The 16,607-nt window shown below is 56.1% G+C and carries 13 protein-coding genes and 1 pseudogene; all 14 read right to left on the bottom strand.

What is annotated here, in order from left to right; genetic code table 11:
- Positions 1 to 4: 4 nt before the first annotated feature.
- The 14 genes and pseudogenes from XH83_RS36345 to XH83_RS36280 all read right to left on the bottom strand — a co-directional run bounded on the left by XH83_RS36345 (position 5) and on the right by XH83_RS36280 (position 16,607).
- Complete coding sequence (locus XH83_RS36345; protein ID WP_128929614.1) at positions 5 to 1,300, bottom strand: FAD-binding oxidoreductase; 1,296 nt, start codon at positions 1,298 to 1,300, stop codon at positions 5 to 7.
- Between the two features lie 116 nt (positions 1,301 to 1,416).
- A pseudogene (locus tag XH83_RS36340) lies at positions 1,417 to 2,971 on the bottom strand (MFS transporter).
- A gap of 124 nt (positions 2,972 to 3,095) precedes the next feature.
- On the bottom strand, positions 3,096 to 4,121 hold the full coding sequence (locus tag XH83_RS36335; protein WP_164933844.1) for an Ldh family oxidoreductase: 1,026 nt from the start codon (positions 4,119 to 4,121) through the stop codon (positions 3,096 to 3,098).
- A 25-nt stretch (positions 4,122 to 4,146) separates the two neighbouring features.
- Entirely contained in the window at positions 4,147 to 4,914 is a 768-nt protein-coding gene (locus XH83_RS36330; RefSeq protein ID WP_128929616.1) for a LamB/YcsF family protein, read from the bottom strand.
- On the bottom strand, positions 4,892 to 5,938 hold the full coding sequence (locus XH83_RS36325) for a biotin-dependent carboxyltransferase family protein (protein WP_128929617.1): 1,047 nt from the start codon (positions 5,936 to 5,938) through the stop codon (positions 4,892 to 4,894). The genes XH83_RS36330 and XH83_RS36325 overlap by 23 nt, the downstream gene beginning before the upstream one ends.
- Positions 5,935 to 6,639, bottom strand: coding sequence for a carboxyltransferase domain-containing protein (locus XH83_RS40495; protein ID WP_128929618.1), 705 nt, complete (start codon positions 6,637 to 6,639; stop codon positions 5,935 to 5,937). The genes XH83_RS36325 and XH83_RS40495 overlap by 4 nt, the downstream gene beginning before the upstream one ends.
- 16 nt (positions 6,640 to 6,655) lie before the next feature.
- Positions 6,656 to 8,080, bottom strand: coding sequence for an MmgE/PrpD family protein (locus XH83_RS36315; protein WP_128929619.1), 1,425 nt, complete (start codon positions 8,078 to 8,080; stop codon positions 6,656 to 6,658).
- Between the two features lie 22 nt (positions 8,081 to 8,102).
- Complete coding sequence (locus XH83_RS36310; protein WP_128929620.1) at positions 8,103 to 9,320, bottom strand: pyridoxal phosphate-dependent aminotransferase; 1,218 nt, start codon at positions 9,318 to 9,320, stop codon at positions 8,103 to 8,105.
- Positions 9,321 to 9,391: 71 nt separating this feature from the next.
- On the bottom strand, positions 9,392 to 10,459 hold the full coding sequence (locus XH83_RS36305; RefSeq protein WP_128929621.1) for an extracellular solute-binding protein: 1,068 nt from the start codon (positions 10,457 to 10,459) through the stop codon (positions 9,392 to 9,394).
- Between the two features lie 117 nt (positions 10,460 to 10,576).
- Positions 10,577 to 11,644, bottom strand: coding sequence for an extracellular solute-binding protein (locus XH83_RS36300; protein ID WP_128929622.1), 1,068 nt, complete (start codon positions 11,642 to 11,644; stop codon positions 10,577 to 10,579).
- Between the two features lie 71 nt (positions 11,645 to 11,715).
- Positions 11,716 to 13,530 (bottom strand): ABC transporter permease subunit, encoded by a 1,815-nt coding sequence (locus XH83_RS36295; protein ID WP_164933842.1) that lies wholly within the window; start codon positions 13,528 to 13,530, stop codon positions 11,716 to 11,718.
- Positions 13,527 to 14,555: an ABC transporter ATP-binding protein gene (locus tag XH83_RS36290; protein ID WP_128955179.1), complete on the bottom strand. Its 1,029-nt coding sequence runs from the start codon at positions 14,553 to 14,555 to the stop codon at positions 13,527 to 13,529. Before XH83_RS36290 ends, XH83_RS36295 begins: the two co-directional genes overlap by 4 nt.
- A gap of 13 nt (positions 14,556 to 14,568) precedes the next feature.
- Positions 14,569 to 16,026 carry an NAD-dependent succinate-semialdehyde dehydrogenase gene (locus XH83_RS36285; protein WP_128955180.1) on the bottom strand — a complete coding sequence of 486 codons (1,458 nt, stop codon included), beginning with the start codon at positions 16,024 to 16,026 and terminating at the stop codon, positions 14,569 to 14,571.
- Complete coding sequence (locus XH83_RS36280; protein WP_128929626.1) at positions 16,023 to 16,607, bottom strand: thiamine pyrophosphate-dependent enzyme; 585 nt, start codon at positions 16,605 to 16,607, stop codon at positions 16,023 to 16,025. The genes XH83_RS36285 and XH83_RS36280 overlap by 4 nt, the downstream gene beginning before the upstream one ends.

Below are 16,607 nucleotides of genomic sequence, written 5' to 3'. Positions count from 1 at the left end.
CGTTCTACTGTGCGAAAGCCGGCTGGCGTTTGACGCTCGACAGCCGGTTGAAAGTAAAAGGAGAAGGATCGACGATAGGTTTTTCGGAAGTAACCAGATCAGCCGTCAGATGCCCGGCCGCAGGACCAATCCCAAAGCCGTGACCGGAGTACCCGCTACTGATAAAAAATCCCGGAATGGTGTCCACTGCCCCAATGACCGGCTTTGTATCGGGCATGACATCGATCAGGCCGGCCCAGGTTGCGGCAACTCTCATATTGGCGAATACGGGAAACTCGCGACTGATATTACGCTGCGCCTGACGAAGATCGTATAGTGATGGCACGGGATCCAGGACACGTGTCTGTTCAAAAGGCGTTTGTTCATCCATGCGCCAGCGCGATTTCTGAAACAGCTCCGCAAGCGTGCGCCGCCCCAGACGCAGCCGTACATTGTTTCCACCAGTCAAAATCATCGGCAAATAGTCGACGAGATAGCGGAAACTGTCGGGCACGATTTCCGTTCGATTCCACGCGCCGTAACCTATGGTGAACCCTCCATCGTGCCGAGTGCGGATCGAAAAATCGGGGCCCTTGATCGACGTTTTTGGAGCCCCTTCCAACGGGTACGCTCGGACAAGGCTCGACATTGTCTTGAGTTGCGGCAACCGCAAACCCATATTGTTACAAAAGAGCGAAGACCAAACTCCGCCCGCCAAAACAACTGCTTCGCAAGATACTGGCCCGAGCTCCGTCACAACGCCACAAATGCGTCCCGCCCGGGTTTCAATTCCTCTCACAGCGCATGACACGACAATCTGCGCGCCGAGCGCCCTCGCCGCGCTTGCGTACGCAGCAGCTGCCAATGATGGCTCCGCCCTGCCGTCATTGGGAGAATACAGGCCGCAAGCCCACGGTCTTGACGCGCCAGGCAGCAAGGCTCGCAATTCAGCCCCTGAAACGATGCGAGCAACGATATCGTCGGGACAGGTGTTGGCGAGCCAGCTTTCACAAGCTTCTGCTTCCTCGTCGCGCTTGAATACCGTCAAAATACCCGTCTGTTTAAAGCCGACACTTTGGCCTAGCTGCCGCTCCAGATCGTTCCAGATTCGCAAACTTTCCCGGATCAACGGCATTTCTTGAGCGTCGCGCTTTTGAGCGCGAACCCAACCCTGGTTGCGTCCGGATTGCTCTGCTCCGATAAGTCCCTTCTCGCAAAGCAAGGTTGGAACCCCTCGCTTGGCCAGGTAGTAAGCAGTTGAACTGCCGATAATTCCGCCCCCTATCACGATCACTTTGGTTGAAGCGGGCAGTTGGGACATGACGAACCAGCAAAAAGTCAGGGCGAGAGACTTGGTGCATACTTAACTTAGCTATTGGATACAATCAACCAACTTCTGCGTCGAAAGGTGAGAGGGCGCTTGGATCGTACTCAAGATCAAAGCATTGCTTCGGGTTTTGGCGGAAAATCGCTTCGCGTGGGAACAATCCGGCTATCAATCAGGCGATGCACACGACGCAGATCCTTAGGCCCCCGATGTAGACTGCGAAGCGACGCCAAGTTGTCAGCGTCTGCCCGTACACGGCGGCCATGATGACGCAGATATTCGATCCACGTTGGCGAGTAGTAGCTTTCAACCCAGACGAGTGGCCGTTCAATGTCTCGTAACAAGGCCCAACGACGGGCCCAGTCACGCAAACGGATACGACGCCGTTCTCGCATCAGCTCAAGAAAGCGAAGAGTATCCTCGTGGGCAATTTCATACTCTATTAAGACCAAGACCGGCCCCGAATCCGGCTTGATCTCGACCATAGGCTCGGGCGCTTGGAATGGTCCGATGGGATCGAGATCATCGCCGGACAACGCGTGAAGCGGATATTGAAAGCCCAAGACCGCTCCGATCATCATTACGGTCCCTGCCGCCACGAAGGCGATCGAAAGACCGTGTGAACCTGCAACTTCGCCCCAAAGCCAGGATACAAGGGCCATCCCGCCGAAAGTCGCGGTCTGATAGAAGGAGAGCGCTCTTCCAACCACCCACCGTGGCGTGACAGTTGCACGGTGACGTTGAATAAGGACAATGAAATGACCCAACAGGCACCGGCGACAAGTAGTGCGATGCAGCTAAGGGGCATCGAAGTTGAAGCGCCCAACAAGATGAGCGCGAGCGCAAAATTCGCGAAAGTTGCGCGAATGACAACCTCGTTATTGAACTTGCGGACAATGGCAGCGTTTGCCAAGCCGCCGCCGATCGCACCGAAGCCAAAAGTGCCCAACATCATGCCGTAGGTTAGTGCCGTTCCCTTCAACGTGTCTCGTGCAACCAACGGAAGCAGAGCCAAAACGACGACACCGGCCAAGTTGAAGATCGCCGTTCGTAGGAGAACTCTCAAAAGATGGGGAGACACCCTGATGTAACGAAGGCCGGCACCAATCGCTGCTCCCACATGCTCGGGGGGAGCTCCGGCTTTGGATAGTGCGGCTTCCAATGCAAGAGCGCGCCTATCAGCGGCAGTGTGAGAAGAACATTCGCAGCGAACGCCGCGGCGGACCCTGCCACTACGACGACCAATCCGCCCGAGGCAGGGCCAACGCTGCGCATCATGTTGAAGCTGAGCCCATTCAAACCGACCGCGCCGGCAACATCTTCCTTTGAGATGACATCGCCTATCGAGGCTTGCCACGCGGGATTGTACAGCGCGTTGCCACAACCGATTAGAAATGTAAGGGCGAGAAGAAGCCAAGGATCCAGAACATTGAAGCAGATAGAAGTCGCGAGAACCGCGGATACTAACACCATGCCACCTTGTGCCATGATCAATATGCGACGACGACTATAATTATCCGCCAGCGCACCCGCTATCATCGAGAAGATCATCACGGGAAGGGAATTCATTGTCTGAACCAGCGCCACCATGGCCTGCGAACCCATCATAGTGGCCATGACCCAGCTGGCGCCCACCGACTGCACAAGCGTCCCGAGATTCGACATCATCGTCGCGATCCAGAGCGATCGAAACGCCTTTTGCTTTAATGGAGACAGAAACAGGGGAACCGGCACAATTGTCTCGGTGATGCTTTTGGCAACACTTGTCGCCTTCGCGATATCAAGATCGCTAGTCCTCCGCCAAACTGAGAACGCGCGCCCAATTGCGCGCATCGACCGACAGCATTCCGCTTTCATGCACCGCTTGGCGACGCCGATAGCGGTTATCGGCCGGCATGCGAGTTGATCCTGCGTGTTTCAATTCCGCTATTAGCCTCTCCAACTGTCCCTGGAACGAAGCATTCCCGCCAGCACCGGGATCAAGGGCCAAAATGAATTGCCCGGCATTCGAGGTCTTCGCCCCAGGAAAGTTGGAAGAACAATCTTCAAATCCGAAGGTGCCGCCGGAGAGTGCCGCCACCAGAACCTCGGCCATAAAGGCAAGCGACGCTCCTTTTGCTCCGCCGAACGGCAGGAGCGCCCCCCCGTCCAGTATCGCCGCCGGATCAGTAGTTACGTCTCCGTCCCTGTTAATTCCGACCCCTGAAGGAACGGGTCTACCAGCGGCAGCGTGCAGCAGGATGTCGCCGTGCGACATGATGCTCGAAGCTTGGTCCCACACCAAAGGCGGCGCGTTTGTCCTTGGACAGGCAAATGCGATCGGATTGGTGCCGAGCGTCTTTCGCTTACCCTGCCAAACAGCCATATGGCTGCGACTGTTCACCATCGCAATTGAGATCAGACCGGCGCGCGCCAGGGGTTCCACGTCCTGCCACAAAGCACCAAAATGATGCGAATTGCGGACAAACATCGTCGCGACACCTTGGCTCCGAGCCATACCAGCAAGACGGTTCGAGAAGGCGCGCGTTGCTTGTTGAGCAAACCCGTTGTCAGCCTCAACCGCCAAACAGCCGGGCCGCGTCTGCTCGCAAGCCGGTTTAGCTGCAGTATTAATCCAGCCGCTGGATATGCTTGAGACATAGCCGGGCAAGCGATGGATCCCGTGGCTTCTACTGCCGTCGATTTCGGCGCCGGCAACCGTTTCGGCAATGATTCGTGCGATGGGTTCCGACAGTCCCGCTCTGCGCAAGGCCGAAGCTAATTTGGGTTCGAGGATCTCTAGCGGGATCTGAATTTCGTCGTCCGCTACGGTCAAGTGACGCTCCGCGATGAACGCTGTTCTATTCGACAAGCTCTGTCAGTGGCGTCACTTGTCCACCGCCTCTCTCAATCGTGTCGCGCAAAGTCTTGGCAATCTCGACCGAGCCAGGCGTATCTGAATGAACCAGAATGCTTTTCGCATCCAACTTGATTCGTTTTCCCGTGATAGCTGTCACCGTGCCGTCATTCAAGAACTGGCTTGCTCTCGCGGCGATTTGATCGAGATCGTTGATGACTGCTCCCTGCTTCTTTCGCGAAACGAGCGAGCCGTCTTCCTCGTAGGCCCGGTCGGCATAAATTCGTCCAACAGTCCGCAACCCGATCTTCCGCGCGTAAGCTTGCCAAGGGCTGCCGGGTTCTCCCGGCACGATGATGTCGGGATCATAGGCTTTGAAAGCATCGAAGATGAGCTGAAGATATTCCGGTGTTTCGCGCGACATCATGCCAAAGACGCCATGCGTACCGGCATGTGTCACCTTATAACCTTCAGCCTTGGCGATCGCCGAGAGAGCGCCCAACTGGTAAAGTGCGTGTTTCCGCATATCGTGGGGATCAATCTTCATCGGAACACGACCGAAGCCTAGTAGATCGGGCAGGCCGACATGCGCTCCTAGCGCCACTCCCCGCGCTCTCGCCTGCGCCGCCATGTCGGTCATGATGACCGCATCACCCGCGTGAAAACCGCAGGCCACATTCGCGGACGAAATCAGCGCCATCAGAGCGGCGTCATCGCAAAGCCGCCAACGCCCGAACCCTTCTCCGATGTCAGAATTGATATCGATTTTCATCGTTCGCCATCCCTGCCTCGGTTTCTCGCGAAATGCGCGCTGGTACGCCGCCGTTGTCGGCCGTCGCTATCAGGCAACCCAGCCTGTCCAAATATTTCACGATCTCAGATAGAGCCTTACGCGCTTCGGTTACCGAACATTCCACGAAACGGAACACGCTGCCTGGCCGCGCTTGGGCGACGCGCCAGAGATCGGCTTCTATGACGTAACCAATTTTCGGATAGCCACCCGCAGAGTTGCCGTCGACCAATTGCACGATAGGGCGCCCGCCTGGGGGCACCTGGATCACCCCGGGCGTGATCGGACATGATCGCATTTCTCCGGGGTCGGTACGCATCAGTTCGGCGCCATCCAATCGATAGCCCATTCTATTGCTCTGAGCGGAGACCCTCCAGGGATCACGCCAGAACGTTTGCTGCGACCTAGATGTGAAATCATCATATTCTCCGGCACGAACGACGCGGAGAACAATATCGTCCTGCTCCGCTAATGCGTGAAGTCCGCGTTCGAGAACGTTGTCGGGCGGCAAGACGGAGAGTTCGGGTTGCGGCTGCGCACTCTTTTTCAGAGCGCCTAGCTTGTCGCCTACGCGAAGCATGCGCCCTTCCAGGCCACCAACGCGTTGCCTGAAATAGGTGCTGCGGGATCCCAGCACCTCGGGAACGTCGATGCCTCCGGGCACACAAAGATAGGCTCTAAGCCCCATACGTGCCGGTCCAATCGCCAGCTCGTCGCCCGGCGCAACCGCGAAACGCGACCATGGTGCGACTTGACGTTGGTTGAGAACGGCCTGACAATCGGCCCCACACAGTGCAACCATGATTTGCTGATTGAACAGCAACCGCATGGGACCCATCTGGACCTCAATTCCGGCGGCCTCAGTGGAATTTCCAAGCAAGATGTTGCCCACCGATAGAGCGACCCGGTCGGCCGCTCCCGTTCGGGCAATTCCATGGTGACGTTGCCCTATCCGCCCCAAATCCTGCACAGAATTCAAGGGAAGCGTTTGAAGCACTTCGATCATGTCTCAACCCGTTCGATTCGGAAACGAATGCAGTCTCCCAGGTCAAGAACGTTGGGCGGCGTTTTGCTGAAGTCGAACGGTATGGGCGATGCCGGTGCATGTCCGAGTGCGTACCAGCCGCTTGGAACGAGCGAAGGCTCCTCCCCCGGCTTCAACGGCGGTCCAAGAGACGTCTGCGCTCCCGCCATGCTCAAATTTGGACCATTGGGTACCATTTGAGGTTCAGGCCGGCGTGGCAGGTGCAGCCGTCTATCCAGTCCGAAGAGAAAGCCGAAGCCTGGACCCGTTCCAGGCGCAAAGACAGTGTAATTGCCTGCCGAATGCAATTCAGCCACCCTGCTCGGCGATACTCCGAGACGATCGGCAACTTCGCGCAGGTGCCGACCTGCAGCTCCCCCGTAAACGATCCCGATTTCGAGTGTGCGGCCATTACCGGACCAAGCGGTCGTTCCATTCCATTCCGCCAAAAATCTCATCGCCAAAGGCTCGGTGTCCGTTGTCAAAGGGTCGACAACGATTAAGAGGCTGTTCAATCCCACCTGCGCGTCAGTCACCTCTTGCCAATTCCGGACCGTTCTATCCAACGCCCAAATGCGTTGCTGCGTTTGCAACGAAAGTGGCCCTTCGGCATCGAGCAGCAGAGCCGAAGCACCGCAGTGACTGACCCTCGGTGCATCAAGAACCACTAGCTTTGCGCACATGCCCGTACTTTGTCCGTCACTGCAGCTCTTCAAGGCCCAATAGAATTGGTGTACCGACCCGGTTCAGCCTGTCCAAATGTTGGAAACGTGTCAAAATAAGATCCGACCTGGCGGAATCGAACATTCCATCAGTACACGCCCGATATTTCCGCTCCAGATGTTCCCAACTGACGGGGTCGCTGCTCGAGCCGATATAATTGGATTTGCGCCGTTTAAAGAGACTCCCGTCTCGCCGCATGACATCAACTTCGGTAAAGGCTTTTCCGGCTCTGTAGAGCGGCTCGAAAAGCTCTGGCGTGCTCTGGTCTGGATGAACATAAGGTTCAACCGACTCCATTATCTTGCGCGTCGCGGGATCCTTGAGCGCATCGGGAGTGAAATCGGCTAGCGTGACGTCGCCTTTTCGCAGTGCCACAGCCACGCAATAGCTGTAGCTAAATTTTGCCTGTAAGTGACTTTCAGGCCGATCATAACGCATGATGTTAAGCGTTTGATAGCTGGTGCCGCAACGCACCGAGGTTATATCTGCCAGATCAAGCTCTTTATTTCGGAGGCCTTCGACAAGCACGTCGAGAGCCGGGAGCACCATCGCGCAAACCGGATATAGCTTGACGTTGATGCGCATCACTTCAAAGGGGGCTCCCATGTCGCGCATTGCGTCTTCAAAACAGATCACACTCAAGTCACCGAATAGGTGCATGAAACCTTCATGACCCTCGATGGCAGTCGGGCTTGCGTCGATGCCAGCCAGAGCCAGCTTTGCGGCCATTACGCCGTTCTCGGCAGCACGGCCGGCGTGGACGGGCTTGGTCGACGTTCCAAAGTTCTGACGGATGCCACAAGCCATCGAGGCGGCGATCCCCAACGCATCTCTGGTCTGCTGCGCGTCCAAACCCAACAGCTTTGCCGATGCAGCCGTCGCTGCGAAGGTTCCGAAAGTCGACGTCGTATGCCAACCGTTGGCATTATGTTGGTAGGTCATCGCCCGCGCAATCTTGGCGCCGACTTCCATCCCAGCCACATACGCGGTGATCAGTTGTTCGCCCGAAACGTTGCGCTCGTCGGCCAGCGCAAGAAGCGCCGGAACCATGCCAGTGGATGGATGGCCAAGCATAGTCGCGTTGCCGTCATCGAAATCGTGCACATGAGCTGCCACACCATTGAGAAAAGCCGCCGTTCTCGCCGTCGTGCGCAAGGAAGTGCCGATAACCAGCGATTTGCCGGGTTCATCGACCAAAGCTTGACGCGCCCTGCTTGCGGCCGCCTCGCCTGCGCCCGCAAGCGTCACAGACAACGTGTCTGCGAAAGCGCGCTTGGTCGTCTCCACCGCCTCTGTCGGGATGTCGGAAAAGCGCAGTTTCGTAACCCAATCAGCAAGGAAGGCGGTCACGGGTGGACGTGATCGCGTCGCCTCGGCGGCACTGGAAGTGATCTCGTTCATATTATGATACTTCGAATTTGGTTCAGCGTAAGGCTAGAACCGCGGAGCGGATCGCTGCCACGGCGGTACGCAAGTCGTCGTCCGACGACGCGATGGAGATACGGAAGTAAGGAGAAAGGCCATAGGCCGCGCCTTGTACAACTGCGATGTCGGCCTCGGCCAGTAAGTAATCGCACAGAACGCTATCAGACGAGATTCGGCCGCCTGCCGGCGTCGTTTTCCCAATCAGATCGGTACAGCTCACAAAGATATAGAACCCTCCCTCAGGGCGCTCGGCGGAAAGACCTGGAATTGCCTTGATGATCGGTAAGACAAAATCTCGCCGCCGGTGGAACACAGCTACGCGCTGGGCTAAGAAATCTTGTGGCCCTTCGAGTGCGGCCAGAGCAGCAGCCTGCGCGATTGAACATGCGCCACCCGTCGCTTGCGACAAGACTCGAGTAATGTCCCTGATCAGCCAATCCGGCCCGGCGCAATAGCCGATACGCCAACCCGTCATGGCGTATGCTTTGGAAACGCCGTTGACCGTCAGGATGCGCTCCCGCAAATCGGGCGCAATCTGCGCCAAGGTGTAAAACGGCCGCCCATCAAACCGAATGTGCTCATAGATGTCATCTGACAAAGCAAGGACGTTAGGATGGCGACGCAATATTTCGGCGAAGGAAAGCAATTCCGCCTTTGAGTAAATTGATCCCGACGGATTGTTTGGCGAATTCAAAAGAAGCCAACGCGTCCGAGGTGTGATGGCCGCCTGTAGTTGTCCAGGCTGCATCTTGAAGTCACTTTCGACGCCGCACGCGACTATCACCGGCTGTCCGCCGGCGAGCCGCACCATGTCTGGCATCGGCACCCAATAGGGTGCAGGTATAATGACCTCGTCGCCGTCGTTTAAGGTTGCGGCGAAGGCATTATATATACTTGGTTTCGCGCCCGGAGCGACCACGATCTGATTGACTCCGTATTCCAAGTCGTTGTCGCGTCTCAGCTTGCGCGAGATGGCCTCGCGCAGCTGAATGGTACCCGTATTGATGGTATAGCGGGTTTCTCCAGCTCGGATCGCCGCAATTGCCGCTTCCTGAACGTGCTCTGGCGTATCGAAGTCAGGTTCGCCCTGTGCAAGGCTGATAACGCGCTTGCCTGAGGCCACTCTCAACTTTGCTTTTTGAGCCATGCTCTCGGAGACATCGACCTGAATCTTGCCAACCCGCTTCGATCTGCTTCGTGTATTCAAATTAGTCACCGCTTCCTAGTCCGTGAGAACGACGCCAGGCTTTCGACCCGTCTGCGCGCGGGCTCGGCTGTCGCAGCCTCTTATTTGATGAGCCAAGCGTTGAACATTTCATTCGACTTGGACAAGTTTTCACCCCAGAAGCTGACATCGAGGGGCACGAGCTGCTTAAAGTTGTCAGGCTGCGTCGGGATCAAATACAAGATCTTGGGGTCGATATATTGGTAGGCGCTGATCGAAGCCGTTCCGTTCAGGACGCGCGCTGCACGCGCGGCTTGTCGCTTCGGATCAAGAGTGAATTCGATGAGCTTCTGAACCATCGCCACCTTCGGATTCCCTTTCGGAATCGACCAGCCATATGCGGTGTAATAGCCTTGATTCCATAGGATCTTAAGATCCTCTCCTTGCACGATAAGCTCCGCTGCCCGGTTGACATAGGTCGCGGTAATGTCGATTTCGCCGCTGTGTAACAGCTGCGCGCTCTGCGGCGCCGTCGTCCACCACATAGCGATCCGCGGTTTGATTTGATCGAGCTTCTTGAATGCCCGAATCCAACCGGCATCTGTTTTCAGTTCGTTTATGATGGCCTGGCCGGGCTTGACGCCGTCGGCGCGCAATGCCCACTCGATGTTGTCCCGGCCGCTGTTGCGGAGGGACCGCACGCCAGGGATCGCTTTGTCCCACATGTCCGCAACGCAAGTCAGATCTTTCCCGGTCGCGGAGGTCCGATAAACCGTTGAATAGGCTGATATCGAGTCGGGCACAAAACCGGCGAGGTTCCTCAGCTCCACCGGAAGGTCGTCATACAGGTGTTTTGGAAGGGTGATCTTTTCAACCAAATCCAAAGCCAAATATCGAACTGCTTCGTCCATGCCTGCGCCAATGCAAGCATCGAAGATATAATTCTTCGTGTCGACCATCGACTGCATCTGGGGCAGCGGCTGCGCGGCTCGCACCACGGGAACGACCGTGATGCCGGTAGCCTCCGTGAAAGGAGTGTAAAAGAGCTCCTTATAAATCTGAGATACGGAGCCACCAGCATCTGCAATGTAGAGAGTTTCGCCCGCTGCCGAAGCGCGACCCATGATCGCGGGTGCTGCTAACGTTGCGCCCGCCAGCATTGTGGTCTTAGTAAACTTTCTTCTGTTCATTTCTGGCCTTCCGTTAGCGACTTACGCCGACCGCGGATTTCATCGAATGTCGTCGGAGGCAATCATCCCGGGGCGTTCAAAGGGATGGTCGTTGCCGATAGTGCCGATCATCATTCGTCATTTCACAAGCCACTGATTGAACAGCTCATTCGATTTCGTGAGATTCTCTCCCCAAAAAGCCACGTCCAACGGGACCATCTGCTTGAAATTATCTGGTTGCGTCGGGACGTACTCGAGCACCTTCTTGTCGATAAATTCGAAGGCACTTTTCGAGGCGCTTCCTTGCATCAACTCGGAAGCAAGCGCGGCTTGACGCTTCGGATCCAATGAGAACTCGATGAGCTTCTGCACCAAATGGACCTTTGGATTGCCTTTTGGGATGACGTACCCATAGGCAGTGTAATAACCTTCGTTCCAAAGCACTTTGAGGTTCTCACCTTGCCGGATCAGCGTTGCAGCCCGGTTCGCATACGTCGCTGTAATATCGATCTCCTGAGCTTGCAGAAGCTGAGCGCTTTGTGGGGCCGTACTCCACCAAGTCAGGATTTTCGGTTTGATCTCATCCAATTTTCGAAATGCGCGCTCCCACCCGGCTTTTGTTTTCAGCTCATTGATAATGGCCGGTCCCGCGGGAACGCCATCCGCTCGAAGCGCCCATTCTATGTTGTCGCGACCGCCAGTACGCAGCGAGCGAACTCCCGGAATGGACATGTCCCAAATATCGGCAACTCGTTTCAGATCCCGTTTTGTCGCTAACGGCCGATATACCGTCGCAAACGCTGCAACGGAGTCCGGATAGAAGCCCGGAACATTTCTGATGGAGTCAGGAAGGTCGTCATATATTGACCTCGGCAACTCAATTCGTTCGCTGAGCCCCTCAGCATCGTAGCGGACACCTTCATCGAGACCGGCGGCCCCATGCACATCGAACGTATAGTTCTGCGTTTCCACCATGGTCTTCATCTGAGCCAGCGCTTGGGCTGGCCGAACGACCGGAACGACATCAATTCCCGTGCTTGCAGTAAAGGGCGTATAGATAACCTTCTTGTAGGACTCGGTGTACGCACCGCCCGCATCCGCAACATAGAGGGTCTCACCGGCCGCCGATGCGCGTCCGACGATGGCGGGTAGTGGGAAAGTCGCGCCGGATAGCGCAGCTATCTTGACGAATTGCCTTCTATTCATTGTTGGCCTCCTCACTAACCATTGCCTCGAACTGACGGCTCTAATGTCGGCCCATCCAACCGATGCAAGCGCTACACGCGTCTGGACGTCCCGCCAACGGAATTGGCTATGAGCATAAATCCGAGAATTAACGCCAGGAGTAGCGTCGACACTGCTGCCAACTCCGGTGACGCCCCGTACACTGCCTGTTGGTATAGCTGCTTCGGAAGCGTGGTGAAGCTGCCTCCCGTGACAAACAGAGAAATCGTCACTTCGTCAAACGACTGGATGAATGCGAAAAGAAACGCGCCATAAACTCCAGGCTTGATGATCGGCAGCATGATATATCGGAAGGTCTTGAATTTTGACGCGCCCATCGTCCATGCGGCATAGTCCAACGAACGATTGTAATTTTTGAGCACGGCCATCAGTGACATCGTGGCATAGGGCAGCGCAAACACCATATGCCCCATGATCAATCCGACCCATGTGCCAATCAGCCCGAAGCGGGCATAAGCGTAGAACAGCGCGACCGCCGTGATGATATGAGGCAGAAAAATCGGAATGGTCAGCAGCAGAATTATCAGGAACTTTGCCCTCGTCTTTTGACGAACGAGAAATAGTGCCGCCGGAATAGCGATGGCAATGGCCATCAAGCTGGTGATGGCGGCGATGCCAACCGATCGCCAGAAAGCCAATACCCAGATTGGTGAGCTAAGGACCGACGTGTACCATCGGAGTGAGAAACCCTGGGGCGGCCAGCCGAACAGAAGGCTGTTAGAGAATGAAATCGGAACGATACAGAAGATCGGAAGTATCAAGAACAACGCAATTGCCAGCGAAACCATCGACAGAATGGGTCTACTCACCCTTTGCCTGAGCTTCACCGTCCGTCCCGTCAGTTTTTCGGCGACCAATCCGAAGCTGGCGGTAATCCATGAAATTCCGTTGATTAGTTTCATTCCGCCACGGCGGAGCATTCGGTTCAGTCTCGACGGATGCTGGTCGCCCTCTTCTCCGGTCAGAATGTGCATTCCAACCACCCGATCAAACAGAAAGAAGGAAATAAGTGTTGCCAGCAACAGCATGGCGGATATCGCCGCAGCGAAGTTCCAGTGCAACACCTCGGTAACTTGTTCGATGATCAATTGAGCGATCATCGTTTCCCGAGGACTCCCGAGCAGCTGCGGCGTGATGAAAAACCCAAGAGCACTCACAAAGATCAAGATACCGCCGGCCGCCACTCCCGGTAACGACAGAGGAAAATAGACCCGCCAAAAACCATGGGAGGGGCGGGCACCCAGCGTGCTCGCCGCTTTTTCCAAGTTCGGCTCGATGCCCTCCATTACGGAGTACATCGTAATAATCGCCAAAGGCAAAAGCGAGCTGCTCAGGCCGATCATCACGCCGTTCCAGTTGTAGAGGAAGGCGATCGAATGATCGAGCCAGCTCAACTTCAAGCCGGTTACGTTGATCAAACCGCGGCGACCGAAGATAATAATCAGTGACAGATTGCGGATCAGAAAGCTAGTCCAAAGCGGCACCAGAACGGACGTCAGGATTGCTGCTCGAACCCCTGCATTTGCTTTGGAGAGTGCATATGCAACGGGGTAACCGAGCGTCAGGCAGATCCCGGTGGCCCAAGCAGCGGTTTGAATCGTTCGCACGAGCACGCTAACGTATAGATTGGTCTTAAATACTCGCGAAAAATTCTCTAGCGTCAGCGCACCGTGAGCGTCAAAGAGGCTGAGAACAAGAATTCCGCCGACAGGCAGTACAAATACGACGGATAGAAACGTCAGCAGCGGTGCTATCTGAAGAAACGGCCAGCGCGCTAGCAATTCGCTCAGAGGTAGGCGCCGATCTGATCGCGGCCATGATCCCGGGATGGTCGTCCGATCTGTCACGTTCCTACATCCTTTATTTCTACCGACCGGGAGGCGGCCCAGCTCAAGATGCAACGTTGACCGTTCTCGATATCGTGAGGAGCCTGTGCATTCAGAACAAGGGCTGAAAGGACGCGATCGGACGCCGACTTGAAGAAGTACCGGGTTGTCGGCCCAATATTGATGCGCTCAATAAACGTCGCTTCGGTCCGGTGGTGCGCGGGAACGACGTCGGCGTTGACGCGAACGTATTCAGGTCGAACCATCAGTCGCGTTCCCGCCTGCATGGGCGTCACGTTGCCGCTTGCATCGCTCACTTCGCCAGCCGCCATGATATTGGACTGTCCGATGAAGTTAGCGGCGAAGACCGTCGAGGGGCGATCGTAAATTTCGTTCGGTGGTGCCAGTTGCTCGATCTCGCCACCGTTCATCAGACAGATCCGATCTGACATGGCCAACGCTTCTTCTTGGTCGTGGGTCACGTAGATGATGGTCGTCTTTAATCGCTTATGCAGATGCTTGATTTCGATCTGCATCTGCTCGCGCAAGTTCTTATCCAGCGCGCCCAAAGGTTCGTCCATCAGTACGATCGACGGCCGGTAGACCATTGCGCGTGCGAGAGCCACGCGTTGTTGCTGACCACCCGATAGCTCCTTGGGCACACGCTCGGCAACGTGAGGTAAGCTGATGATCTCCAACATCGACTTTACCCGGTCGCGTATATCAGCCTCCGGCATCTTCCGCATGCGCAGCGGAAATGCGAGGTTTTCCGCGATACTCAAATGAGGAAACAAGGCATAGTTCTGAAAGACCATGCCAATATCCCGATAAAACGCGGGCTCGTTGGTAGCTCGACGACCGTTGATGTAGATCTCGCCGGAGTTTGGAGGGGTTAGTCCGGCGATCATGGTTAGGAGCGTCGTCTTTCCGGAGCCAGAAGGGCCCAATAGAGTCAGAAATTCTCCTTCGGCCACATCGAGAGACGTCGGCTTCAAAGCGTCGAACGCACCGTACCGTTTCGAGAGGTTTTCGATCTTGAGCTTCATTCGTATGCCCGCTCTAACGATGCGCAGGAACTGAGTTGCGGGGCGGTCCCGCCAGGAATGAAATGCTGCGTACAATCGTGTAGTTCAACAACCCCTCAGCCCCACCCTCACGCGCATACCCCGAGTCCTTTGTTCCCCCAAAAGGCGTCTCCGGCAGCGATGACGTGAAGTGATTGATCGCAAGGTTTCCGACCTGCATGTGGTCGGCGATGTAGCCGGCGTAGTCAGCCGAATGAGTCATCGCGTAACCCGCAAGCCCATAGGGCAGTTCGTTGGCGCGCTTGATCGCGTCTGGCAGCGAAGTAACCGAATTTACGAGTGCGACTGGGCCAAACGGTTCTTCCTTCATAATACGCGCATCCGCGGGCACGTCGGCCAATACCGTAAGAGGCCAATAGTAGCCGTTATTCTTGATGCGCTCCCCACCGGCAACAAGCCTGGCACCTTTCGCGATCGCCTCGCTGACGAGTTCCTGTATCGCAGCAAGGCGCCGTGAATTGGCTACGGGCCCCATCTGCGTGGCCGGATCGAGGCCATTGCCGACCTCAATTTTTCGAGCCGCCTCGCCCATGTTGTTGACAAACTCTCCATAAATGGAGTCGTGGACGAACCAGCGTGTCGGTGATGTACAGATTTGGCCCGAGTTGCTGGCTTTAGCGGCAACCGACCTGCTCGCTGAATCGAGCGGATCGACATCGTCACAAATTATGACCGGCGCATGCCCGCCCAATTCCATAATGCAGGGCTTCATATGCATTCCGGCTTGCGCGGCAAGTCCCTTGCCAACTGGAACGGAGCCAGTAAACGCAACCAGTCTGATTGACGGGTGTCCTATCAAATAGCGCGAGATATCTGCGGGAATGCCGAATACCAAATTCAACACGCCATCTGGCAGTCCGGCTTTCACAAAGGCTTCCGCCAGATGCACGGCAGCCGCCGGTGTTTCCTCAGAAGCTTTCAGGACGAGACTGCAGCCTGCCGATAGCGCACCGCCAACCTTCCGGGCGACTGAACTTAAGGGATAGTTCCAAGGACTAAAGGCCGCTACAGGGCCAATCGGATAGAGTTGCACGGTGTTTCGATACCCGGGCTCGGACGGAATGGTCCTGCCGTAAAGTCGGCGTCCTTCTTCCGCATCCCATTCCAACACCTGACATGCCCGCCGAACTTCGGTCTGCGCGTCGCGTAGCGGCTTGCCTTGCTCCAGAGTGATATCGCGGGCCACCACATCGGCATTCGCACGCAGGTTCGCCGCGGCTTGACGAATTATCTCGGATCGCCGGGCCGCTGAGGTCAGTGACCAAACGTTGAAGCCGTTCGTTGCAGCATCGACGGCAGCGGCAAGATCGGCCTCCCTTGCCATAGGAACGATCCCCAGCACGGCTTCGTTTGCGGGGTTCAATATCGGAGCGCCGTTACGTTCGATCCATTTTCCACCGATAAACAGCCTTATTGGGGTGTGCCCAGTCATCGGGTCACTCCGAGGAATTTTCGTGTGTCGGCCACCACTTTTGCCGGACTACGCTTACGCCACGGCGCGCGCTGACCTGGCGGACGGTTTTCGATTTCTGGGTGGATCTTATTCCAGACGAAGACGGGCCCGTCCTTCGCCAGGATTTCTGGCAGGGCGGCAGTATATGTGGCTAGATCATCGAAAAAATAAGTGCGATTGATGCCACATCCGCGAGCCACAAGGTCATAAGCAACGTTCTTCGCGTTCGGTACGGGCTGTCCACCAGTTGTGGCATAGCATTCGTTGTCCATCAAGAAGTAGTAGTAGTTTCGAGGCGCCTTTTCGGCGATCGTTGTCAAGATGCTGAGGTTCATTAGTAGATCGCCCTCAGAATCGAAAACGACTACCGGCTTCTCAGGTTGGGCCAATGCGAGCCCAAAACTAAAGCCGGCATGACCGCCCATGGAAGGATCACCGACTGGAAGGTCCGCACCTCCTTCGCTGATGTCCAACCAATATTGACCCGAGCGACCCGAGACGACGAGCGCATTCCTGCGATGAGGTGCGAAAGCGTGGACAAGATCTTTTGTGTAAATCAT

It is taken from the genome of Bradyrhizobium sp. CCBAU 53351 (assembly GCF_015291745.1).
In the GTDB taxonomy this organism is placed as follows: domain Bacteria; phylum Pseudomonadota; class Alphaproteobacteria; order Rhizobiales; family Xanthobacteraceae; genus Bradyrhizobium.
The sequence above is the reverse complement of the archived record's forward strand: the minus strand, read 5'-3'. Positions and strand labels throughout refer to the sequence as shown.